This window comes from Salinarimonas chemoclinalis, assembly GCF_041514305.1.
Classification (GTDB): domain Bacteria; phylum Pseudomonadota; class Alphaproteobacteria; order Rhizobiales; family Beijerinckiaceae; genus Salinarimonas; species Salinarimonas chemoclinalis.
Genome location: NZ_JBGMWH010000005.1, coordinates 181,103 through 204,151, shown reverse-complemented (window position 1 = coordinate 204,151; position 23,049 = coordinate 181,103). Strand labels below are relative to the sequence as shown.

Annotated in this window: 19 protein-coding genes; 5 read left to right on the top strand and 14 right to left on the bottom strand. The window is 71.6% G+C overall.

Going from position 1 to position 23,049, the window contains the following annotated elements; all coding sequences use genetic code 11:
- Window positions 1–18 precede the first annotated feature (18 nt).
- Together AB9M23_RS11560 and AB9M23_RS11555 are read left to right on the top strand one after the other, a co-directional pair.
- A complete protein-coding gene (locus AB9M23_RS11560) occupies window positions 19–1,350 on the top strand; it encodes a DUF1513 domain-containing protein (protein WP_372424689.1) in 1,332 nt (443 codons plus the stop codon).
- A 108-nt stretch (window positions 1,351–1,458) separates the two neighbouring features.
- Window positions 1,459–3,273 carry a putative bifunctional diguanylate cyclase/phosphodiesterase gene (locus AB9M23_RS11555; protein WP_372424688.1) on the top strand — a complete coding sequence of 605 codons (1,815 nt, stop codon included), beginning with the start codon at window positions 1,459–1,461 and terminating at the stop codon, window positions 3,271–3,273.
- Between the two features lie 91 nt (window positions 3,274–3,364).
- Here AB9M23_RS11555 and AB9M23_RS11550 read toward each other — a convergent pair whose 3' ends face one another.
- Window positions 3,365–5,545, bottom strand: coding sequence for a primosomal protein N' (locus AB9M23_RS11550; protein WP_372424687.1), 2,181 nt, complete (start codon window positions 5,543–5,545; stop codon window positions 3,365–3,367).
- A 387-nt stretch (window positions 5,546–5,932) separates the two neighbouring features.
- On the opposite strand from AB9M23_RS11550, the gene AB9M23_RS11545 reads away from it, so the two are divergent.
- Together AB9M23_RS11545 and AB9M23_RS11540 are read left to right on the top strand one after the other, a co-directional pair.
- The gene (locus AB9M23_RS11545; protein ID WP_372424686.1) at window positions 5,933–6,868 is read left to right on the top strand and encodes a tyrosine recombinase XerC; all 936 of its coding nucleotides are present in this window, start codon (window positions 5,933–5,935) and stop codon (window positions 6,866–6,868) included.
- Window positions 6,869–6,968: 100 nt separating this feature from the next.
- The gene (locus tag AB9M23_RS11540; RefSeq protein ID WP_372424685.1) at window positions 6,969–7,823 is read left to right on the top strand and encodes a response regulator; all 855 of its coding nucleotides are present in this window, start codon (window positions 6,969–6,971) and stop codon (window positions 7,821–7,823) included.
- Between the two features lie 27 nt (window positions 7,824–7,850).
- On the opposite strand, the gene AB9M23_RS11535 is transcribed toward AB9M23_RS11540, so the two are convergent.
- The gene (locus AB9M23_RS11535) at window positions 7,851–8,753 is read right to left on the bottom strand and encodes an MBL fold metallo-hydrolase (RefSeq protein ID WP_372424684.1); all 903 of its coding nucleotides are present in this window, start codon (window positions 8,751–8,753) and stop codon (window positions 7,851–7,853) included.
- A 110-nt stretch (window positions 8,754–8,863) separates the two neighbouring features.
- The gene (locus AB9M23_RS11530) at window positions 8,864–10,000 is read right to left on the bottom strand and encodes an FAD-dependent oxidoreductase (protein ID WP_372424683.1); all 1,137 of its coding nucleotides are present in this window, start codon (window positions 9,998–10,000) and stop codon (window positions 8,864–8,866) included.
- Between the two features lie 204 nt (window positions 10,001–10,204).
- Here AB9M23_RS11530 and AB9M23_RS11525 point away from each other — a divergent pair, with 204 nt between their 5' ends.
- Window positions 10,205–11,410, top strand: a complete 1,206-nt coding sequence (locus tag AB9M23_RS11525) for a peptide ABC transporter permease (RefSeq protein ID WP_372424682.1) — start codon at window positions 10,205–10,207, stop codon at window positions 11,408–11,410.
- Window positions 11,411–11,419: 9 nt separating this feature from the next.
- On the opposite strand, the gene AB9M23_RS11520 is transcribed toward AB9M23_RS11525, so the two are convergent.
- The 11 genes from AB9M23_RS11520 to AB9M23_RS11470 all read right to left on the bottom strand — a co-directional run bounded on the left by AB9M23_RS11520 (window position 11,420) and on the right by AB9M23_RS11470 (window position 22,880).
- Window positions 11,420–11,665 carry a hypothetical protein gene (locus AB9M23_RS11520; protein ID WP_372424681.1) on the bottom strand — a complete coding sequence of 82 codons (246 nt, stop codon included), beginning with the start codon at window positions 11,663–11,665 and terminating at the stop codon, window positions 11,420–11,422.
- 59 nt (window positions 11,666–11,724) lie between these two features.
- On the bottom strand, window positions 11,725–12,543 hold the full coding sequence (locus tag AB9M23_RS11515; RefSeq protein WP_372424680.1) for a S8 family serine peptidase: 819 nt from the start codon (window positions 12,541–12,543) through the stop codon (window positions 11,725–11,727).
- 133 nt (window positions 12,544–12,676) lie between these two features.
- Window positions 12,677–13,072: a hypothetical protein gene (locus tag AB9M23_RS11510; RefSeq protein ID WP_372424679.1), complete on the bottom strand. Its 396-nt coding sequence runs from the start codon at window positions 13,070–13,072 to the stop codon at window positions 12,677–12,679.
- 169 nt (window positions 13,073–13,241) lie between these two features.
- Window positions 13,242–14,246 carry an ABC transporter ATP-binding protein gene (locus tag AB9M23_RS11505; protein WP_372424678.1) on the bottom strand — a complete coding sequence of 335 codons (1,005 nt, stop codon included), beginning with the start codon at window positions 14,244–14,246 and terminating at the stop codon, window positions 13,242–13,244.
- Window positions 14,243–15,280, bottom strand: a complete 1,038-nt coding sequence (locus AB9M23_RS11500) for an ABC transporter ATP-binding protein (protein ID WP_372424677.1) — start codon at window positions 15,278–15,280, stop codon at window positions 14,243–14,245. Before AB9M23_RS11500 ends, AB9M23_RS11505 begins: the two co-directional genes overlap by 4 nt.
- A gap of 114 nt (window positions 15,281–15,394) precedes the next feature.
- On the bottom strand, window positions 15,395–16,402 hold the full coding sequence (locus AB9M23_RS11495) for an ABC transporter permease (RefSeq protein ID WP_372424676.1): 1,008 nt from the start codon (window positions 16,400–16,402) through the stop codon (window positions 15,395–15,397).
- Between the two features lie 11 nt (window positions 16,403–16,413).
- On the bottom strand, window positions 16,414–17,394 hold the full coding sequence (locus AB9M23_RS11490) for an ABC transporter permease (protein WP_372424675.1): 981 nt from the start codon (window positions 17,392–17,394) through the stop codon (window positions 16,414–16,416).
- Between the two features lie 81 nt (window positions 17,395–17,475).
- Window positions 17,476–19,077: an ABC transporter substrate-binding protein gene (locus AB9M23_RS11485; RefSeq protein WP_372424674.1), complete on the bottom strand. Its 1,602-nt coding sequence runs from the start codon at window positions 19,075–19,077 to the stop codon at window positions 17,476–17,478.
- Between the two features lie 155 nt (window positions 19,078–19,232).
- Window positions 19,233–20,207 carry an ABC transporter permease gene (locus AB9M23_RS11480; RefSeq protein ID WP_372424673.1) on the bottom strand — a complete coding sequence of 325 codons (975 nt, stop codon included), beginning with the start codon at window positions 20,205–20,207 and terminating at the stop codon, window positions 19,233–19,235.
- A 12-nt stretch (window positions 20,208–20,219) separates the two neighbouring features.
- Window positions 20,220–21,200: an ABC transporter permease gene (locus tag AB9M23_RS11475; protein ID WP_372424672.1), complete on the bottom strand. Its 981-nt coding sequence runs from the start codon at window positions 21,198–21,200 to the stop codon at window positions 20,220–20,222.
- Window positions 21,201–21,284: 84 nt separating this feature from the next.
- A complete protein-coding gene (locus AB9M23_RS11470) occupies window positions 21,285–22,880 on the bottom strand; it encodes an ABC transporter substrate-binding protein (RefSeq protein ID WP_372424671.1) in 1,596 nt (531 codons plus the stop codon).
- Window positions 22,881–23,049: the final 169 nt, after the last annotated feature.

Below are 23,049 nucleotides of genomic sequence, written 5' to 3'. Positions count from 1 at the left end.
GCCGTGGAGAGCGCCCCCTTGGACCGGCGTCGCTTCCTGCGGATGGCGGCGGGGCTCGGCCTCGCCGCCGGCCTCGGCGGCTGCGAGACGCCGGGCGGGGCGGCGCTCCCGTCCCCGGCGGCCCGGCGCGTCCCCGGCGACCTCGCCGGCGCGGCGGTCTGGGTGCCCGGCTACGAGCCGGGCGCGGCGACCGCCAACGGCGTGCCCCTCGTCGCGAACCGGCGGATCGCCCGCGCCGTGCGCGACCCCAGCAAGCCCCATCGGCTGCTCTCCCGCATCGGCATGGACGGCGGCGTGCGCCAGGCGCTCCTGCCCGCCCACGCCCACGACGTCGCCATCGCGCCCGACCGCAGCGTCGGCGTGCTGTGCGGCTTCGAGGCCGCCGACCAGGTCGCCTTCGACCCGCTGACGCTCGATCTCGTGGCGAGCGCCCCCGCCTTCGGCGAGGGCTGGCGCGGCGGCGGGCACGCGGCGTATCTCGACGACGGGCGCAGCGTGCTGATCTCCGAGCGCGCCCCGCGACGAGCCCGCGACGGCGGGCCGATCGACGCCCATTTCGGGCGCATCACCATCCGCGACGCCGACACGCTGCGGGTGCGCGAGAGCTACTCCACCCACGGCATCGACCCGCACGAGATCGTCCTCGTCGAGAACGGGCGCTACCTCGTGGCGGCGAACTACGGCTCGCTCCCGCGCGACGGCGAGCGCTCGCTCGCCGTGCCCCGCCACGTCGTGGAGGCGAGCGTCACCATCGTCGACATGGCCGACGGGCGCCTCCTCGACAAGCGGGTGACGAGCACGCGCGACCTCGAGGTGCGCCACCTCGCGGTGGGCGGGCTCGCGCGCATCTTCGCCATCCAGGCGCGGCTCGGCAGCGAGGCGGACCTCGCGCGGGTGACGGCGGGCGACGCGCTCGCCGAGGGCGTCGACATCACGAGCGAGCCGGGCATCGCCTACCTCCCGGCGGCGACGCTGAAGCTCGCCGGCGGCGCGCGGCGCGGCGCGATGACGGCGCAGCCGATGGGCTCCGCCGCCGATCGCGCGCTGATGCGCCACGGGCTCTCGATCGTCTACGACCCGATCCACGACCAGGCGATCGCGACCTTCCCCAGCGCCCACGCGGTGATGGCCTTCGACGGCGCCTCGGGCGAGACCGTCTCGCGGCTCGACGGGCGCGGCGTCGGCCTGCGCTTCCCCTGCGGGATCACCCTGCTGCCGGACGGCGTCCACTACGCCGTCACCGGCTACTGGGAGAACCTCTACGTCTTCGAGCGCGGCAGCCACCGGCTGGTGCGCGATCTGTGCCTCTACCCCGCCTTCTTCGGCCACAGCCACGTGACCGCGGCCTAGGCCTACCTCGTGCAATCGACGTTTCCGCTCACGCCGCAGCCCTTTGTTCACTCTTCCCGGGCATGGTGCCCGCGCTCGGGAAGGTGTGGCGGGACGGGTATGCAGGCGTTGCAGGCGATACAGAACGAGATTCTCGAGCTCGTGGCGCGGGGCGTGCCGCTGCGCGACCTGGCCGAGCGGTTGTGCCGGCTGGTGGAGGCGCACGACGCCTCCGTCGTCTGCTCCGTCCTCGCCATCGACGACGAGCGGCGGCTGCGCCCCGTCGCGGCGCCCAGCCTGCCGGCGGACTACTCCGCCTCGATCGACGGCGTTCCGATCGGCCCGAAGGCCGGCTCCTGCGGAACGGCCGCCTTCCTGGGCCGGGAAGTGCTCGTCCGGGACATAGCGACCGATCCGCTCTGGGAGGGGTACGCGCACCTCGCGCTCGATGCGGGCCTCGCCGCCTGCTGGTCGCGGCCGGTGCGCGGAGCGGACGGGCGGGTGCTCGGCACCTTCGCGCTCTACTATCGCGAATGCCGCGGTCCGGCGCCGGCGCACCGCGCCATCATCGAGCGCTGCACGCACCTGTGCTCCATCGCGATGGAGCACGACCTGCTGATCGCCCGCAATCGGCGGATCGCGCTGGCGGACCAGCTCACCGGCCTGCCCAACCGCACCGCCTTCGAGGAGGACCTCGGGGCGCTCGCCGGGCGCGGGCCGTGCGCCACCGGCCTGCTGCTCGTCGACGTCGACGGGCTCAAGATCGTCAACGACACCCTCGGCCACGCGGCCGGAGACGCGCTCGTCGCCTCGGTCGCTTCGGTGCTCGCGGGGCTCGACGGCGGCATCCGCGCCTACCGGATCGGCGGCGACGAGTTCGCGCTCGTGCGCCCCGTCACCGCCACGCCCCAGGGGCTGCGCGCGCTCGCCTCCTCGATCTTCCGGCGCCTGCGGGCGCTGCCGCAGGACGCGACCGCCCTCGGCGCGCCGAGCGTGACGATCGGCGCGGCGATCGATCACGAGACCGGCGAGCTGCGCCGCAAGGCGGACCTCGCGCTCTACCACGCCAAGGCCGAGCGGCGCGGCAGCTACATGATGTACAAGGAGGGCATGCGCACCGCCATCGGCTCGCGGCTCGACGCCATCCGCGAGGTCGGCGCCGCGCTCGCGGACGAGCGCATGACCACCTGGCTGCAGCCGATCGTCGACCTCTCCGACGGACGCATCGTCGCCATGGAAGCGCTCGCGCGCATGCGCCGGGACGACGGGGTCGTGGTCACCGCCGGCGCCTTCCAGGCAGCGCTCGACGACGCCGGCATCGCGTGCGCCATCACCGACGCGACGCTCGCGCGGGTGGCGGCGACGATCCGCGCCTGGGACGACGCCGGCGTCGGCGCGCCGAGGATCGGCGTCAACGTCACCGCCTTCGACCTCGCCCGCGGCGGGCTCGACCGGCGCCTCGCCCGCGCCTGCGAGCGCGCCGGCATCGCGCCCTCGCGCATGTCGGTCGAGATCACCGAGAACGCCGTCATGCGCGCCGGCGACCGGGCGGTGACGACGACGCTCGCCGCCCTCAAGCGCCGGGGCGTGCGCGTGGCGCTCGACGATTTCGGCACGGGCTTCGCCTCGCTGACGCACCTGCTCGAGCTGCCGGTCGACGTCATCAAGATCGACCGCGCCTTCGTCTCGCGCATGCGCACGGACCCGCGGGCACGCACCATCGTCGAGGCGCTCCTGTCGATCTCGCGCGGTCTCTCGCTCAAGCTGATCGCCGAGGGCATCGAGACGATGCGCCAGGCGGAGGATCTGCGCGCCATGGGCTGCACGCTCGGCCAGGGCTTCCTCTTCGGCCGCGCCGAAGCACCCGAGATCGCGCGCGAGCTGTACCGCCGGCTCGGCCGGCCGACGACGACGCCCGCCGCGCGGACGGTGTCGGCGGCCTGAGCGTCGGAGGCACCCTGCCGGCGAGAGGCCTCCCGTCCACGAGGACGGGGGGCAGCGCGCGTGTTCGGACGGCGGAGCGTGAGGACGGCCTCTACAGGAAGCTCTGCGGGTCCACGTCCACCTGCACGCGGATGCCGCCGGTCGGCTTCGGGCCCGCGGCGAGCCAGTCGCGCAGGAAGCCCTGGAGGTCGCGGGTGCGCGCGGCGCGCACGAGGATGCGCACGCGGTGGCGGCCGCGGATCATGGCGATGGGGGCTTCCGCCGGGCCGAGCACCGAGAGGTCGGCGTCGAGCACGCCCATGGCGTGGGCGGCGCGCACCAGCGCACGGGCGTGGACGTGGGTCGCCTCCTTGTCCGCGCCCGTGACGACGAGCGCCGCGAGGCGGCCGAAGGGCGGCAGGCGCGCCGCCTCGCGCTGGGCCGTCTCCTCCGCGTAGAAGCGCTCCGCGTCGCCCGAGACGAGGGCGGCGATCACCGGGTGCGTCGGCTGGAACGTCTGGAGATACGCCCGCCCGGCCGCCCGGCCGCGACCGGCTCGGCCCGTCACCTGCTGGAGGAGCTGGAAGGTGCGCTCGGCGGCCCGCGGGTCGCCGGAGGTCAGCCCGATATCGGCGTCGATCACGCCCACCACCGACAGGAGCGGGAAATTGTGCCCCTTCGCCACGAGCTGCGTTCCGACGACGATGTCGCAGGCGCCGGACGCGATGGCGTCGAGCTCGTCGCGTAGCCGCTCGGCTCCGCCGGGGAAATCGGACGAGAGCGTGATCGCACGCTTGTCCGGAAACAGCGTCGCCACCTCCTCGGCGATGCGCTCGACGCCCGGGCCGCAGGGTACGATCGTGTCCACGCCGCCACAGGAGGGGCAATGCTCCGGCGTGCGTTCGACGTGGCCGCAATGGTGGCACACCAGCGCGCGGCGGAAGCGGTGTTCGACGAGCCAGGCGGTGCAGTTGGGGCACTCGTAGCGATGCCCGCAGGCGCGACACAGCGTCAGCGGCGCGAAGCCCCGGCGGTTGAGGAAGAGCAGCGCCTGCTCGCCGCGCGCGGTCGCCGCCTCGATCGCGGCGGCGAGCGGCGGTGCGATCCAGCGGCCCTGCGGCGGCCCATGCCGGCGCATGTCGATGGTCGCGATGTCGGGGAGCGTGCGCCCGCCGAAGCGCTCGGGCAGGCGGATGTGGGCGTAGCGGCCGCGCTCGGCGTTGACCCGCGTCTCGAGCGAGGGCGTGGCCGAGGCCAGCACCACGGCGGCGGGCTCGAGCCGGCCGCGGATCACCGCCATGTCGCGGGCGTGGTAGTGGACGCCGTCCTCCTGCTTGTAGCCGGCGTCGTGCTCCTCGTCGACGACGACGAGCTTCAGGTCGGCGTAGGGCAGGAACAGCGCCGAGCGCGCGCCGACGACGACCTTCGCGGCGCCGGACGCGATGTCGGCGTAGAGCCGCTCGCGGCGCCTGCCCGTCACGCCCGAATGCCAGGCGGCGGGGCGCACGCCGAAGCGCGCCGCGAAGCGGTCGAGGAAGCCGGAGGTGAGCGCGATCTCCGGCATCAGCACGAGGCTCTGGCCGCCCAGGCGCAGGGCCTGCGCGATCGCCTCGAAGTAGGCCTCGGTCTTGCCCGAGCCGGTGACGCCCTCGAGCAGGATCGGCGTAGGCACGCCCGATGCCGTCTCGCGCACCGCGGCGGCGAGCGCCTCCGCTGCGGCGCGCTGGGCGTCCGAGAGCGTCGCCGGCGCGTGGTCCGGGTCGGGCGCGGGCGGTCTCGGGTCGAGCAGCGCGAGCGTCTCGAGTGCGCCCTCGTCGACGAGCCCGTCGACGACGCTCGCGCTGACGCCGGCGGCGAGCGCGAGCTCGCGCTTCGCCCGCGCCGCGCCGTCCGCCGCGACGGCGAGGACCCGCGCGCGCGCGGGCGTCGTGCGCCTGGGCGGTGCACCCGTCGCGCGCACGCCGACGCGGGGCGTCTCGGGCCGGCTCGCGTCCGCGAGCTTGAGCGCCATCGGCAGGACGGCACCCTTCGGGGCGAGCGTCCAGTGCGCGACGAAGTCGAGGAGCGCGCGCAGGCTCTCGGGCAGGATCGGCGCGTCGATCGGGCCGGCGAGCGTCTTCAGGTTCGCCCCCGCGCCCTCGCGCAGGGCCCAGACGACGCCCACCGCCTCGCGCGGGCCGAAGGGGACGCGCACCGGCTGGCCGGGCACGAGCGCCATCCCGTCCGGAACCCGGTAGCTGAACAGCGTGTCGAGGGGCAGCGGGACGAGGACGTCCGCCAGCGTCTGGACCATGGGCGGGCGGCGTTGACGGTTTGGTGAGCCTGGGCGACGAGACTTACGCCATGTCGACGACCCGCGCCATACCGAGCCGCGCCCCATGATCGCCCGCATCCCCGCACGACGGCTCCGGGACCATGTCGGCCCTCGCCCGGAACGTTCGGGCGATCGGACGATGCGGGCCGCCGACGCTCTCCCCTCTCCCTCGTGGAGAGGGGTCGGGGGTGCGGGGCGTGCCGGATCGTCGCGACGCCGAGGACGAACTGCACATGCGGCATCCTCAGTCGCGGCATGGTCGAGCTCCGCACGACGCCCCACACCCCTAGCCCCTCTCCACGAGGGAGAGGGGAACCGCGTCGCGCCCGGTACGACTGTCGGCGGACGACCTGCCGGACCCGCCCCATGATCGCCCCCGCCGTCGACGCCGCGCTGCGCGCCCATCTCGTCGCGCTCGCCACCGAGCGCCGGTACTCGCCGCGAACGATCGAGGCCTACGGCCGCGACATCCGGCAGTGCCTGACGTTCCTCGCCGAGCATCTCGGCGGGCCGCCGGACGCGGCCGCGCTCGCGGCGCTGCCGGCGCGGGACCTGCGCGCATTCCTCGCCGCGCGCCGGGCCGGCGGCGCCGTGGACGCGACGCTCTCGCGCAAGCTCTCCGCCGTGCGCGGCTTCGTGCGCGCGCTCTCGCGGGAGACGGGGGTCGAGATGGCGGGCGTCGCCTCCGTGCGCGGACCGCGGCGCAGGCGCGACCTGCCCCGCCCCGTCGCCCCCGCCGCGGCGATCGCGCTGACCGACCCGGACCTGCGCGCCGACGAGGACCGCCCGACCTGGGTGCTGGTGCGCGACGCCGCCGTGCTCGCGCTCCTCTACGGGGCGGGTCTGCGCATCTCGGAGGCGCTCGGCATCCTGCGGCGGGACGCGCCGGTCGTCGCGGGCGCGACGCTCACCGTCGTCGGCAAGGGCGGGCGCACCCGCGCCGTGCCCATCATCGCGCCGGTCGCGCAGGCGGTGTCGGCCTACCTCGCCGCCTGCCCGCACCCGCTTCCGCCGGACGCACCTTTGTTTCGCGGCGAGAAGGGCGGGCCGCTCAACCCGCGGATCGTGCAGGGCGCGATGGCGCGGCTGCGCGGCGCGCTCGGCCTCCCCGATTCGGCGACGCCGCACGCGCTGCGTCACTCCTTCGCGACGCATCTCCTCGCCCGCGGCGGCGACCTGCGCGCGATCCAGGAGCTGCTCGGCCACGCCTCCCTGTCGACGACGCAGGTCTACACCCGCGTCGATTCGGCGGGCCTCCTCGCTGCCGTCGAAGCGGCGCATCCGCGCGCCCGCCTGAGATAGCGCGCGGCGATTTCGGCGCGCCGGAATTGCCGAATCCGCCGGGGTAACCTTCTGCAAAGCATTCCTGGTTACCGTCGGGCGCGTCAGTAGAGACGGGGGAATGGTCGGCATGGTCGAGCGGACGGCGCGCATGGCAGCCGAGGAGCGACGTCCCGTGCGCGTCCTCGTCGCCGATCCCGCCGCGGGATCCCGGCTGAGCCTGGTCGTCACCCTCAAGGGTTTCGACCCGGGCATGGAGATCATCGAGACGACCGAGGGTCGCGAGACGCTCGAGGCGCTGACGGCCGAGCGCCCCGACATCGCCTTCGTCAACGTCCACATGGAGGGCATGTCCGGCGCCGAGGCGATGGCGGTCGCCCGGCACCAGGGCGTGCGACCGCTCACGATCCTGATGGCCGACGGCGTGATGAAGCACTGGGTCGACCTCTCGGTCGAGCTCGACGCCTACGAGTTCATCAAGAAGCCGATCGACGCCGACCACGTCACGGCGCTCCTGAAGAACCACCGGCGCATGCGCCAGCCCCTGCGCCTCCTCCTCGTCGACCACGCCGACACCGCGCGGGCGACGGTGCGCAAGATCTTCGAGCGCAGCCGCTTCTCCTTCGAGATCGACGAGACCGACGCCGGCCGCCACGCCCTCAAGCTGCTGCAGCTCACGAGCTACGACCTCGCGCTCTTCGACATGAACCTGAAGGGGATGGACGGGCTCGAGACCGCCTGCCAGGCGCGCGAGGTCGCGCCGGACACCAAGCTGCTCATCATGAGCGTCTCGCCGGCGACCACGCTCCCGGGCGCGCTCAAGCATTTCGGCGTCGAGGCGCTGCTCGCCAAGCCCTTCTACATCCGCGACGTCGAGAAGGTCTTCCACAAGATCTACGGCCTGAGGCGCCCCTACCTCATGAACGCGCTCACGCCCGAGACCGAGGCGAAGGCCCGCGTCGCCGCCCTGCGCTGACGGCCACGCGGTTTTCCACCGCTGCGCTCAGTCGTGGAACGGGAAGCGGTCGAGTGGGATGCGCAGGATGCGCCGGCCCTTCGCGTCGGGCTCCGGAAGGCGCATGCCGTTCATGTTGACCTGGAGCGCCATCAGCATGCGGTCGGGCAGGGGCAGCGTGGCGTCCCGCTCGGAGCGGATGCGCACGAACGCCTCCCGCGACGGGTTGCCCTCGAAGTGCTTGTTCGACGCCTTGTGCTCGGCGACCGTCGCCTCGCCGGCCGGCGGCCGGCCGCCGGGCTGATAGTCGTGGCCCACGAAGAGGCGCGTGTCGTCGGGCAGGGCGAGGATCGCCATGATCGAATCGTAGAGCTCGCCCGCGTCCCCACCCGGGAAATCGGCCCGCGAGGAGCCGGAATCGGGCATCATCAGCGTGTCGTGCACGAAGGCGGCGTCGCCCACGACGTAGGTGACCGACGCGACCGTGTGGCCGGTCGACAGCATCACCCGTGCCTCGTGCCCGCCGATGCGGAACGTGTCGCCGTCGGCGAACAGCCGGTCCCATTGCGAGCCGTCGGCGGGGAAGTCGTCCATGGCGTAGAGGTCGCGCCAGATCTCCTGCACGCGCCGCACCCGCTCGCCGATGGCGATCGGCGCGCCGGTGCGCTCCTTCAGCCAGGCGGCGGCGGAGAGGTGATCCGCGTGGGGGTGCGTGTCGAGGATCCAGTCCACCGCGAGGCCCCTCTCGGCGAGATGGGCGAGGATGTCCCGCGCGAGGTCGGTCCGGGTCGCGGCCGCGCGCGGATCGAGCTCGAGCACCGGATCGACGATCGCCGCCCGCCTGGTGTCCGGGCAGGAGACGACGTATTGCAGCGATCCCGTCGCGGCATCGTAGAAGGGCTGGACGTCCGGGCTGCCGGGTCCGCGCGAGGGGGAGTGCGGGAGGCGCATGCCGATCTCCATCTTGTACGTTAGAAATATCTAATATGTCGTCATATCGGATCGGCGGCGGGGGATGCAAGGGGCGCCGCCGAACTCCGCGAAAACATGCTCCCGACGCCCTACGCCAGCCCCTCCACGAAACGCCGATCGATCCGATCCTTCAGCCACCATACCGCGCGCCCCTCCAGCGCGAGATGCCGGCCCCGCGCGGCGATGGCGCGGCCGTCGGCGGTGGACATCAGTACGAGCCAGTCCCGCTGCGGCTGGAACGGCGCGAGCGGCTCGCCGCGGGCGGCGCGGCGCAGGTTCTCGGCGAGTGCGGGACCCTGGCGCACGGCGAATACGCCGGCCTTCGGGCGCGGGTCGCCGACCGAGGTCGCGCAGTCCCCCGCGCCGAAGATCGCGTCGTCGCCCACGGCCTGGAGCGTCGGGCGCACCGCGAGGAAGCCCTGCGGGTCCGTCGCGAGGCCCGACTCCGCGATCAGCCGCGGCGCGCCGGCGCCCACCGCGACGAGGGTCGCGTCGGCCGCGATCTCGCGCCCGCTGGCGAGCGTGACGGCGCCCGGCGAGACGGCGAGGACGCGGTCGTCCTCCACGAGCGCGATGCCGGCGCGGGCGAGCGCCCCGCGGGCGAGGCTCCGGGCGCGGGCGTTCAGGTCCGGCAGGAGGGCGTGGGCGGTGATCAGCACCAGGTGCGGGCGCGCGGGGTCCCCGCCCGCGCCCGCCGCTTCCGCGCGCAGGCGCCGCGCGAGCGCGAAGGCGAGGCACAGCCCCGCCGCGCCGCCGCCGACGATCGCCACGTCCCGCGGCCCGGCGGGCGCACGAGCCGCGGCGATCAGGCGGTCGAGCTTGACGAGCAGGTCGCCGATGGGCTTGACCGCGATCGCGTGCGCATCCGCTCCCGCGATCGCCGAGAGGTCGGGGGTGATGCCGATGTCGAGCGAGAGAAGGTCGTAGGGGATGGCCGCGCCGCCGCGCGTCAGCACGCACCGCGCCGAGGCGTCGACCCGTGCGACCGCGTCCTCGACGAAACGCCCGCCCGCGGCGGCGACGAGGCGGCGCACGTCGATGTGCATCGCCTCTCGCGTGTAGATCCCCGCGACGTGGCCCGGCAGCATGCCGGAGTAGGGCGAGGCGGCCGCGGGCGAGACGAGGGTCACGTCGAGCCCCCGCTCGGGCCTGCGGCGCAGCGCGTCGAGCACGATCGCGTGGCTGTGCCCTCCCCCCGCCAGGACCAGGCGCGTTCGTTCCGCCATCGCACTCCCCCACCCGCTCTTCGTCGCCTGCGCGACTCGCCCACCTCGGCACCACGCGCACATCGGCGAATGTGTTGCATCCGGCGCACAGGTCCAGGCGGGGTCGGTCTGCTATGGTGCGACGATCGGCCCGAGCGTCCCCCGCGCGTCTCCCGCGCGGCGGGCGCATCGACGGCCTTCTAGACCGGTCAGGCCCCTGCGACCATGGTGCGCCAGCGTTCCCCACAACGAGATCCCGCCGCGGACGCGGCCGCGCTGCTGCGTCGCCTCGGCTTCGCCATCCTGATGATCGGCCTTCCGGTGGTGGCGCTGGTCACGCGCCGCGGCGTGGTCGTGCTCGCGCCGATCGGCGTCGCACTCCTCGCCATCGCCGCCTTCATCGACGGCGATCACCGCGGCGTCTCGGCGGGCGTGGCCTCCCTCTTCGGGCGCCTCGCGGGGATTGCCGGCCTCGTGGCGCTCGGCTGGGCGGTGCTCTCGCTCGCCTGGGCGCCCTTCTCCGGGCCGGCGGGCGAGCGGCTCGGCAACCTGGCGGCGACCCTCGCGCTCGGCGCGGCGGGGTACCTCGCCCTGCCCACGCGGATGCGCTCGGCGAACCTCTATCCGCTCGCCATCGGCGTCGGCCTCGCGGCGCTCGCCGCGATCGCTCTCCTCCTCGTCGAGACCCGGCCCGCCTGGGACGAGGAGACGCTGACCCGCGACCGCGGCGTGGTGGCGCTCGCGCTCCTGGTCTGGCCGGCGGCCGCGTGGCTGCATTCGCGCGGGCGCGATCTGCAGAGCGTCGCGGTGGTGCTCGCGGTGGCGATCGCGACGGGGCTCGCGCCGAGCGCGCTGGCCTTCGCGGGCTTCGCGACGGGCGCGGCCGTCTATCTCGTCGCGGCCTCGCAGCCTCGGGTCGCGGCGCGGCTCGTGGGGTTGGGCGGCGGCGGGCTGATCCTGGCGGCGCCGGTGCTGGCGCTCGCGCTCGCCCCGCTCGAGCCGGGGCTCGCCGCCTGGCGCGGGATGATCCTCGCCGAGCCGATCCGGCTCGTGACCGGCTACGGCTTCGAGACGGCGCTGCGCGGCGCGAGCGTCGGCCTCGTCCCGGCGGGCGCGCCGGCGACGTTCCTGTTCGAGCTCTGGGTCGATCTCGGCCTCGTCGGCGCGGCGGCCCTGGCGACGGCGGTGGCCGCCGCCGCGCTCGGCACGACCCGCATCCACGCCGCCGTCGCTCCGGGCGCGCTCGCCGCGCTCTCGGCCGGGCTGGCCATGCTGGTGGTGGGGGCGAGCTACACGCAGATGTGGTTCGTCACGAGCGCGACCGTCGCCGCCCTGCTCTTCGCGGCGGTGGAGCGCGGCCAGTTCCGCACGCAGCGCCCGAAGGCGATCCTGGGGGCGATCCTCGGAAGGGGCAAGCCGGGGGCCGAGTAGCTGGAACGCTCATTCCACGAGGCCGAAGACGCCTATGCGCGGATTGGCGAACGGGCCTTCCTCCGGGTTTGCGCGTGGCTCCCTCGCCGCCTCGCCTCGGTAGACGACTGCATATTTCCGATTGCGTCTGCTGATGAGCTGGACACCGAATTCGCGATCGAGATCGTCGAGCGGCACGGACAGTTCTCGGGCCGCATCGTCGAGAGTCGGCGGCCTGTCCGCGGCCCACCGGATCGTCATAATGGCGTCATCCATGTCACATACATCCTACGATGAGAGGATGGTGCGCCGCGACGTGCTGCGAGGGACGCACCTTACAGCACATTGGCGGCGGTGTCGAGCTGCGAGGTGTCTAGAACGCCGAATCCGTACTGGGCGTTCCAGCCACGCTGGTGCGGGTTGTCGGCGGTTTGCCTCAGGTAGTCGCGGATCGCCGCCGGAGAACGTCGCGGCGACGCAGGGTCCGTCGGAAACCGCGAGCGCAATGCTGCAACGACTCCGGCCGCTATCGGGCATGCGGCGGACGTCCCGGTGTCCGCCGCACTTGCTCCAAAGGCACGCGAGCCGAGGAAGTGGGTGTAGCCGGCGACATCCGGCTTTTCATGCTGCAGCGTTCCGGGGCCGTGCGATGCGTAGCCGGCCAGCCGGCGGTTGACGTCCACGCCGGTGACGCAAAGCACGTCGCGATGGGCATTCGCGCCGCCGATGCGGCGATGAGCGGGGTCGATCGACGGCGGCGGGCAGCGGCCGTCCGGGCAGTCGGGACCGCAGTTTCCGGCAGCGAACACGAGATCGACCCCCATCGACGCCAGGTCCTCCAGCAGTTCGAAGAAGGGGTGGAGAGGATCGTCGAAGTAGCTGCCGGGTGTCCCCGGCATGGCATCCCAATCGGGATGGAACATGCCCCAACTGTTGCTGACGACGAGGGAATGGAAGCCGCGCTCGTCCTCTGGCTGCTCATCAGGTCGCGCAGATGGTTGAAAGCCGGAATGACGTCGCTCAGAAACACCGACATCCGTCTCCGCCCGGTTGCCTCGCGACGATGCGTATGTGCGGCGATGTCGAGGAGGGTCGCTTCCGGCGCGACCGTCAAAGCGTTGTAGGCACACATCGTGCCGTGCCCCTTGGGCCATGCGCCCGGCTGAACGGCGCTGCGCGGGGGAGCCCAACTGCGATTGGCGTCGAGGCGTGGCGCTTGCCCCATGGTGTGCAGATGAGGGAGGTTGATCCCGGTGTCGACGACGGCGATGGCGACGCCGGCACCGGTCATGCCGCGGCGGCGAAGGCCCGCGACGTCGAGGCACGACCGCACATCGGCCTGTTTCCGATCGGCGGATCCGAGCCGCACACGCCGAGCATCGTGTCGATTTGCGGATCGGAGAAGACTCTCAGCACGCCGTCCGCATCGTACCGGATCTTGGGAAGGTCGGCATCCTCGAGCTCGCCCCGAAGCAAGTACCGCCCACCTTGTTCGTGCTCGACCCGGGCGAGCGCATTCGGGCGCGACGTCCTGATCGGGACGGGCTCGTAGTCCTCGTCGACGACGAAGCCGGCTGGAAGCCCTCGAAAGTTGCGGCCGGGGGGCGTGGAACTCACCGTCATCGACGCGTCGACGACGTCGTCCGTCGAATCGACGGCGTATAGAACACGCACGAGCCCCATCGAACACCCCGCCCTGTCCCAAGCATCACCCACATGGGTATCTCCCATGCGGCATCGCCATCGGACCATAATCGGGCAGATTCTGAATTCGAGGTAAGCGCGGCGCGAAATCAACAACTGTTCTGCCGAATGGAAGGTCCCGGAATAGCGTCGCCGTCCCTGGAGCCCCTCACGCGGCGTCCTTCACCGCGAGCCTCCCCTCGTGCACCGCGTGGCAGGCGACGCCGCCGGCGAGCGCCGGGCGCTCGGCGAGGCAGCGCTCGTTCGCCCAGGGACAGCGCGGGTTGAAGGTGCAGCCCGAGGGCGGGTTGATCGGGTTGGGGATCTCGCCCGCGACCGGGGCACGCTCCTGGCCGGACATCGCGAGGTCCGGCACCGCGTCGAGCAGCATGCGCGTGTAGGGGTGCTTGGGGTTCGTGAACATCTCGCGCCCGCCCGAGATCTCCACGATCCGGCCGAGATACATCACGCCGATCCGGGTCGCCATGTGGCGCACGACGGCGAGGTTGTGGGAGATGAACAGGTAGGTCAGCCCGAACTTGTCCTGGAGATCCCGCATCAGGTTGAGGATCTGCGCCTGGACGGAGACGTCGAGCGCGGAGGTCGGTTCGTCGCAGACCAGGAACTCCGCGTTCGAGGCGAGCGCCCGGGCGATCGCGACGCGCTGGCGCTGGCCGCCGGAGAACTCGTGCGGGTACTTGACGCCGTCGTCGGGGTGGAGGCCCACGAGCCCGAGCAGCTCGCCCACCCGCGCGCGGATGTCGGCCTCGCCCTCGATCAGGCGGAAGGCGCGGATCGGCTCGGCGACGATCCGATCGACCCGCCAGCGCGGGTTGAGCGAGGCGTATGGGTCCTGGAACACCATCTGGATGCGCCGACGCAGCCGCTGGCGCTCGGCCTCGGCCTTGCGGTCCGACATCGAGACGCCGTCGATCGTCACCTCGCCGCCGGACGGCGGCAGGAGGCCCACGACCATGCGCGCGACGGTCGACTTGCCGGAGCCCGATTCGCCCACGAGCGCGAAGGTCTCGCCCCTGGGGATCTCGAAGGAGACACCGTCGACGGCCTTGAGGTACTGCTTCTCGCCGCCCTCCAGCACCCGGTTGAGCCACGGCTTCGAGACGTCGAAGGAGCGCGAGAGGTCCCTCACGCGCACATAGGGCTGTGTCGTCACGCCGTGGCCTCCTCGTGCTTCTCGGCGGCGGCGAGGGTGCGGCCCTCGCCGAGGAAATGCGGCCCGGAGGCCGGATCGTAGAGATGGCAGGCGACCTGGTGCCCGCGCCAGGGCAGCGGATCGGGCCTGTCGACGGTGCAGCGCCCGAAACGGTAGCCGCAGCGCGGGTTGAAGGCGCAGCCCGGGGGGATTCGGGTCAGGCGCGGCATCGAGCCGGGGATCTGCACGAGCCGCGCGTCCTCTCCCGCCAGCGTCGGGATCGCGCCCATCAGGCCCTCGGCGTAGGGGTGGAGCGGGTTGCGCACCACGTCGTGCACGGGGCCGATCTCGGCGACGCGCCCGGCATACATCACCGCCACGCGGTCCGCGGTCTCGGCGATGACGCCCATGTCGTGGGTGACGAGCATGATCGCCGTGCCGTGCTCGCGCCCCAGCCGCTTCAGGAGCGTGATGATCTGCGCCTGGACCGAGACGTCGAGCGCCGTCGTCGGCTCGTCGGCGATGATCAGCTCGGGCTCGGCGCACAGAGCGAGCGCGATGACGACGCGTTGGCGCATGCCGCCGGAGAACTCGTGCGGATAGCTGTCGATGCGCTTCTCGGGCGCGGGGATGCCGACCTCGGTCAGGAGGTCGATCGCGCGCTTGCGCGCCTGAGCGGGCGACATGTCGGTATGGGTCGTGATCGTCTCGACGAGCTGCTCGGAGATCCGGTAGAGCGGGTTGAGCGAGGTCAGCGGGTCCTGGAAGATCATGCCGATGCGCTTGCCGCGCACCTTGCGCATCTCCTCGGGCGGCAGGTTGTCCACCCGCTGGCCCGAGAGCCGTATCTCGCCGCCGGCGATGCGCCCCGGCGGATCGATCAGCCCGATCACGGCGGAGCCGGTGACCGACTTGCCGGCGCCCGACTCGCCGACGACGCCGAGCACCTCGCCCTTGGCGATGTCGAAGGACACGCCGTCGATGGCCCTGAGCACGCCGCGGCGGGTGTGGAACTCGACCCGGAGGTCGCGGACGGAGAGGACGGGGTCGGTCATGGGATCAAGGCTCGTGGGGTCGAGATCGAGAGAACGGCTCTCTGTTTCATGAGACTAGCTCGCATCCGGATCGGATGCACGCGAGTGCGACCGTGCGCACCGATGGTCGTCGTCTCACCTCAGCTTCGGATTGAGCGCATCGCGCAGCCAGTCGCCGAGCAAGTTGATGGACAGCGCCAGCAGGATCAGCGCCATCGCCGGGAAGAACAGGATCCACCACTCCCCGGAGAACAGGAACTGCTGGCCGCTGCGGATCAGCGTGCCGAGCGAGGGCTGGGTCGGCGGCATGCCGGCGCCCAGGAAGGAGAGCGTCGCCTCCTCGATGATGGCGAGCGCGAGGTTGATGGTCGCGATCACCAGCACCGGCCCGGTGACGTTGGGCAGGACGTGCTTGACCATCACCACGAAGGGCTTGAGGCCGATGAGCCGGGCGGCGTCGACGTAGACCTTGGACTTCTCGACGAGGGTCGTCGCGCGCACGGTGCGCGCGTACTGCGCCCAGTTCGAGATGCCGATGGCGAAGATCAGCACGAACAGCGTCGCCTGCTCCTGCTGCGCGGGCGGGATGACGCCGCGCGCGATGCCGAAGACGAGAAGCGCGATCAGGATCGCCGGGAAGGACAGCTGCACGTCGGCGACGCGCATGATCACCGCCTCCGTGCGCCCGCCGAGATAGCCCGCGACGAGCCCGAGCGTGACGCCCACGGTGAGCGAGAACACGACCGACGCGAGCCCCACGACGAGCGACACCCGCGCCCCGTGGAGCACCGCGGAGTACATGTCGCGCCCCTGCGGATCGGTGCCGAGCAGGTACACGTTGCCGGTGAAGGCGTTGGGCTCGCCGGGCGGCGTGAAGCCGTCCATCATGTTCAGGCTGGCCGGATTGAACGGGTCCTGCGGCGTGATCCACGGCGCGAGCACCGCGGCGAGGATCATCACGAGCGCCACGGTCGCCGAGACGATCGTCACCGGCGAGCGCCGGAAGGAATAGGCGATGTCGGAATCCCAGGCGCGGGCGAGCACGCCCAGGCGCGCGGCCGGCGTCGCGATCACGTCGCCGGTCGTCGGTCCGTGGGCGCCGTCCACCACCGGCCGGGCGCGATCCGTCGTCTCCTCGGGCATGGGCCGGTCCCTCACTTGGCGAGCGCCCGCCCGCCGCGCAGGCGCGGGTCGAGCAGGACGTAGGTGATGTCGACGAGGAGGTTCATGGTGACGAAGACCGTCGCGACGAAGACGAGGTAGGCGGCCATCACCGGCACGTCGGCGAACTGCACCGCCTGGACGAAGAGCGATCCCAGGCCGGGCCACTGGAACACCGTCTCGGTGACGATCGCGAAGGCGATGATCGAGCCGAGCTGGAGGCCCGCGATGGTGACGACGGGGATCAACGTGTTGCGCAGCGCGTGGCGGAACTCGATCGTCCGCTCCGGGATGCCACGGGCGCGGGCGAAGCGGATGAAGTCCGCGCGCATGACCTCGAGCATCTCGGAACGCACGAGCCGCATGATCAGGGTGAGCTGGAAGAAGCCGAGCGTCAGCACCGGCAGGACGAGGGATTTCAGCCCCGATTCGGTGAGCAGCCCGGTCGTCCACCATCCGATCGAGACGGTCTGCCCCCGCCCGAAGGACGGCAGCCAGCGCAGCTCCACGGCGAAGATGTAGATCAGCCCGATGCCGATCAGGAAGGTCGGCAGCGACACGCCGATCAGCGACACCGTCATGACGGTGTTGGCGAGGAAGCCGTCGCGCCGGATCGCCGCGTAGACGCCCAGCGCCACGCCCACCGTGGTGGCGAAGAGGGCGGAGAGCAGGGCGAGTTCCACCGTCGCGGGAAGACGCTCGCGCATCAGGTCCGAGACCGGGCGGGCCTGGCGGTAGGAGACGCCGAAATCGCCCTGCAGGGCGTTGCCGACGAAGGCCGCGAACTGCAGCGGGAAGGGGCGCTCGAGACCCAGGCGCTCGCGCAGCTCCTGGCGGTCCTGCAACGTGGCTTCCTGCCCGACCATGTTGGCGACGGGGTCGCCGACGAAGCGGAACATCGAGAAGGCGATGAAGGCGACGACGAGGAGCACGAGCACGCCTTGCGCCATGCTCCGGAGAATGTAGGCGATCATCGATCCGCCGTTGTCACGAGGGTGCGCGTCGGGAGACGGCGAGCGCCGCCTCCCGACCGAGTTGCGTCGATCGGGCCGAGATCACTCGGCCATCTCGATGTACTTCATCTTCGGCTGGTTCTCGGCGTCGACCGGGATGTCCACGCTCTCGCGCATCGCGTAGGCGAGCATCTGGGTGTGGAGCGGGATGTAGACCGTGTCCGCCTTCACCTGCTCCCAGATCCGCGCGATCGTGGCGTCGCGCGCCTCGATGTCGGTCTCGGATGCGAGCGACTTGATCATCTCGTCCACCTCGGGGTTCGAGTACCCCGTCGGGTTCCAGGTGCCGAGGGCCGCGCCGTCGCGGGTGTGGTACAGGAACGAGAAGATGTACTCCGAGTCGAAGGTCGGCACGCCCCAGCCCACCAGGTAGAGATCCGTCTCCGGCGGCTCGCGCTGGATGAGCGGGAAGTGCAGCGAGCGCGACTGCGAGACCAGGTTGATGGTGATGCCGATCTGGCCGAACGCGCCGACCGCCGCCTGGCAGATCGCCTCGTCGTTCAGGTAGCGATCGTTGGGGCAGTGCATCGTCGCGGTGAAGCCGTCGCCGTAGCCGGCCTCCTCCATCAGCGCGCGGGCGGCGGCGATGTCCGGCTGCGGGTATGCGTTGAGCTCCTCGGTCCAGCCGTTGACGAAGGGCGGCGAGATGATTCCGGCCGGCATGGCCTGGCCGTGCATGACCACCTGCACGATGCCCTCGCGGTTGATCGCCATGTTCATGGCCTCGCGCACGCGCAGGTCGGCGAAGGGGTTGGCGCCCTCGACGTCGTCGGTGTCGAGGTCGTCGGAGCCGACGTCCATGCCGAAGAAGATCACCCGGTTCTCGACGCCGAGGTTGACCCGGATGCCGGGCTCGTTGGAGAGGCGCTCGATGTCCTGCACCGGGACGTCCTGCACGAAGTCGACCTCGCCCGACAGGAGCGCCGCCACGCGCGTCGCCGCCTCGCTGATGGGCGTGTAGACGATCTCGGCCGGGCCGACGGGGAACTGGTCGATGCCCCAATAGTCGTCGTTGCGACGCAGGACGGTGCGGACCTCGGCCTCCCGCGAGACGAGCACGTAGGGGCCGGTGCCGTTGGCGTTGCGCACGGCGAAGGTCTCCTGGCCGGCGGCGAAGTCCTGCGGCTCGACGACGCCGTTCTCGACCGACCACTCCTCGTCCATGATGAACGTGTTGGTGAGGTTGTTCGGCAGGAGCGGGTTCGGGCCCGAGGAGACGATGCGGACCGTGGAGTCGTCGATCTTCTCCGCGCCGGTCACCGTCGAGTGCAGGCCCTTCATGTCGGACGTCGGCGAGATGGCGCGCTCGATCGAGAACACCACGTCGTCGGCGGTGAAGGCATTGCCGTTGTGGAAGGTGACGCCCTCGCGCAGATCGAAGATCCAGGCGTTCTCGTTCTCGGGGTCGATGCGCCAGTCGGTGGCGAGCACGCCGATCATCTCGCCCGCCTGGTCGCGGCCGACGAGCGTCTCGTAGATGTGGTGGTTGAGGGCGTGCGTCGGCCCTTCGTTCTGCGCGTGCGGGTCCATCGTGAGCGCGTCGCCCACGCGCGCCCAGCGCAGGGTCTGGGCGTCGGCCGTGGCCGCGGTGAAGAAGGTCGCCCCGAGCAATAGGGCGGCGAGTGTGGTGCGAGTGGCTGACATCGTCCTCTCCTCTTGGTGGCCCGGCGCGTTCTTCCGTGCGCGCCGCGACCGATGGCGCGGATCATAGAAGGCCCGTTGTCGTGTTGTCACGGGCGCTTAGCGGAATCGAGCGGGGTTTTCGCGGGCGGGCGTCGGTCTCCCGACGCAATGCGCCCTCATCGCAGCTTGGGATTGAGTGCGTCGCGCAGCCAGTCCCCCAGCAGGTTGATGGCGAGCACGAGGGCGGCGAGGGCGATGCCGGGGAAGGCGACGATCCACCACTCCCCGGAGAACAGGTAATTGTTCCCGATCCGGATCAGCGTGCCGAGTGAGGGCATGGTCTCGGGCATGCCCGAGCCGAGGAAGGACAGGGTCGCCTCGGTGATGATGGCGAGCGCGAGGTTGATCGTGGCGATGACGAGCACGGGCCCCATGACGTTGGGCAGGACGTGGCGCGCCATGATCACCGGCGCCGGCAGGCCGATCAGCCGGGCGGCGGCGATGTAGTCCTTGTTCTTCTCCACCATGACCGAGCCGCGCACCGTGCGGGCGTACTGCACCCAGAACGACAGGCCGATGGCGAGGACGAGCACCGAGAGGATCGTCGTCCCGTCGAGCTGGCCGCCGAGGACGGACTTCGCCACGCCGTCGACGAGGAGCGCGATCAGGATCGCCGGGAAGGTGAGCTGCACGTCGGCGATGCGCATCACCACGGTGTCGACCATGCCGCCGAGATAGCCGGCGAGCAGCCCGAGCGTGATGCCGATGGCGGCGGCGAGGAAGACCCCGGCGAAGCCCACGAGCAGCGAGATGCGAAGCCCGTAGGCGATGGCGGAGAACATGTCCCGGCCCTGCTCGTCCGTGCCGAGCACGTAGGGCATCGTCCCCATGTCCGCCCAGATCGGCGGCAGCCGCGAATTGAACAGGTCGAGCTGCGCCGGATCGAACGGGTCCTGCGGCGCGACGACGCCCGCGAAGACGGCGAGCAGGAAGAAGGCGAGCGTCACGACGGCGGCGGCGATGGTGAGCTTCGAGCGCACGAAGCTCGCCACGATGTCGCTGTCGAGCGCGCGCACCAGGAGCGACGGCTGCCGGTCGATCGCGGCCTTCTCCTCGGTGTGGAGGCCGGAGGCGGGCGTGGGGTTGCGCATCCTGTCCGCTCCTCAGGTCGGGGCGCGCAGGGAGCTGCGCAGGCGCGGGTCGACGACCGTGTAGAGGATGTCGACGACGAGGTTGATGAAGACGAAGATCGCGCCGACGAACATCAGGTACGCGGCCATGATCGGGATGTCGACGTTCTGCACGGCCTGCACGAAGAGCAGGCCCATGCCCGGCCATTGGAACACCGTCTCGGTGATGATGGCGAAGGCGATGACCGAGCCGAACTGCAGGCCCGCGACCGTGATCACCGGCACGAGCGTGTTCTTGAGCGCGTGGCCGAAGTTGATGGCGCGGCTCGTCAGGCCCCGCGCCCGCGCGAAGCGGATGTAGTCCGCCCGCAGCACCTCGAGCATCTCGGCGCGCACGAGGCGCATGATCAACGTCATCTGGAAGAGCCCGAGCGTGATCGACGGCATGACGATCGCCGCCCAGCCGGACGAGGTGAGGAGCCCCGTCGTCCACCAGCCGAGATCGACGACCTGCCCGCGGCCGAAGGAGGGCAGCCAGCCGAGCGAGACCGAGAAGACGTAGATCAGGAGGATGCCGATGAGGAAGGTCGGTAGCGAGATGCCGACGAGCGAGACCGCCTGGAACACCTTGGCGAGCGCGGAGTCCCGTCGCAGGGCGGAGTAGACGCCCATCAGGACGCCCACCACGAGCGCGAAGATCGTCGCCACGATCGCCAGCTCGAGCGTCGCCGGGGCGCGGGACGCGAGCATGTCCGAGACCGGCTGGCGGAACTGGTAGGAGATGCCGAAGTCGAACTGCGCCGCCTTCACGATGTAGCGCGCGAACTGCATCGGCACCGGGTCGTCGAGGCCCAGTGCGGCGCGCAGCGCCTCGCGCTCCGCCGCCGGCGTGTCGATGCCCACGAGCTGGTTCACGGGATCGCCCGCGAAACGGAACATGGAGAAGGAGATCAGCCCGACGGCGACGAGCACGCCGATCGCCTGGAGCGCGCGGCGGATGATGAAGGCGATCATGGGACCGGCTCGATGAGCATGGCAGGAAAAGCAGGGGCGGCGGAGGAGGCTCGCTCCGCCGCCGCCCGCTGCGGGACCGGGCGATCACTCGCCCTTGCGGGCCCAGTACAGCAGCACCTGGTTGTCGGCGCGCTGGACGAGCTCGACGCCACTCGCGACGCCCCACGCCAGCGCCTGCTGGTGCAGCGGCACGTAGGCGAACTCGCTCGTCGTGATCTCGTAGGCCTGCTCGATCAGCGCGTTGCGCGCGTCCTCGTCCGACTCGACGAGGATCCGGTCGATCAGGGCGTCGACCTCCTCGTTGCAGTAGCCGCCGAGGTTGGTCTCGCCGCGGGGCGAGCCCTCGGTGCGGCAGCCGTGCAGGTCGTTGAGGACGTTGTGCGAATCGAACGTGCCGGGCGTCCAGCCGAGCAGGTAGAACGAGGTGTCGTAGCCGCCCGAGCGCAGGACCTTGGCGAAGTACTGCGCCTTGGGCTGGGCGTTGAGGTTGACCCTCACGCCGACGCGGGCGAGCATCGAGACCACGCCCTGGCAGATCGCCTCGTCGTTGACGTAGCGATCGTTCGGGCAATCCATGCCGACCTCGAATCCGTCCGGGTAGCCGGCCTCGGCGAGGAGCGCGCGAGCGCGGTCCGGATCGTAGGCGGTACGCTCGAACTGGTCCGAATACGCGAACAGCTCCGGCGCGATCATCAGCGCCGAGGGCGTCGACAGGCCGCGCATGACGCGGTCGCGGATCAGGTCGGCGTCGATGGCGCGCATGAACGCCTCGCGCACGCGCGGGTCCTTGAAGGGGTTCTCGCCCTCCACGTTCGAGTAGAGCAGCTCGTCGCGATCCTGGTCGAAACCGAGGAAGATCGTCCGCAGCTCGGGCCCGGTGAGCACGTCCGCGCGGTCGGAGGCGCGCACGCGCTCGATGTCCTGCACCGGGACCGGCTCGATCACGTCGACCTCGCCGGAGAGGAGCGCGGCGACGCGGGTGGCGTCCGACGCGATCGGTGTGAATACGATCTCGTCCAGATTGTGCTCGGGCTCGTCCCACCAATCGTCGTTCCGGGTGAAGACGGTGCGCACGCCCGGCTCGTGCACGGTGATGGAGAAGGGGCCGGTGCCGTTGGCGTTGAGCGCGGCGAAGCTCGGTGTCTCGGCGGAGGCGGGCGTCGGCATCTCGACGCCGTGCTCGACCGCCCATTCCTGGTCCATGATGTACCAGGTGTCCCATTGCGCGTTCAGGATCGGGTTGGGCGTCGGCAGGACGACGTCGACGGTGTAGTCGTCCACCTTCACGAACTCGGCGTCCGCCGGGACGCGCGTCTGGAAGTTCGAGCCCGTGGCGCGCACGCGGTCGGCGGAGAAGAGCACGTCGTCGGCGGTGAAGGGGTTGCCGTTCTGGAACGTGACGCCCTGGCGCAGGTTGAAGCGCCAGCGCTTGCCGTCGTCGAGGATCTCCCAGCTCTCGGCGAGCCCGGGCTCGATCGCGAGATCCTTGCCGCGCCTGGTCAGGCCCTCGTAGACGTGGCCGAGATGCGCGTTCGCGGTCGTCTCGTTGAGGGTGTAGGGATCGAGCGACTTGAGATCGCCCTGGTTGGCGTAGCGCAGCGTCGCGGCGGACGCCGAGAGCGCCGTGGCGCACAGCAGCGCCGCCGACGTCAGGGCCAGGATCGAGGTGCGATGGGTCATGAGCGGTCGTTCTCCACTGGAACGGGCCCGTCTGGCGCGGGCCTCGAGATCGTGCGCGGCCCCGAGATCGGCGCCGGCTCGCGCCCATCCTAGTGCGCCGCTCGCGCCGCGGTCCAGAGCCGCGACCCGATCTCGCGGGGACCGGCGCGCGCTTCGCACCCCGGACGCC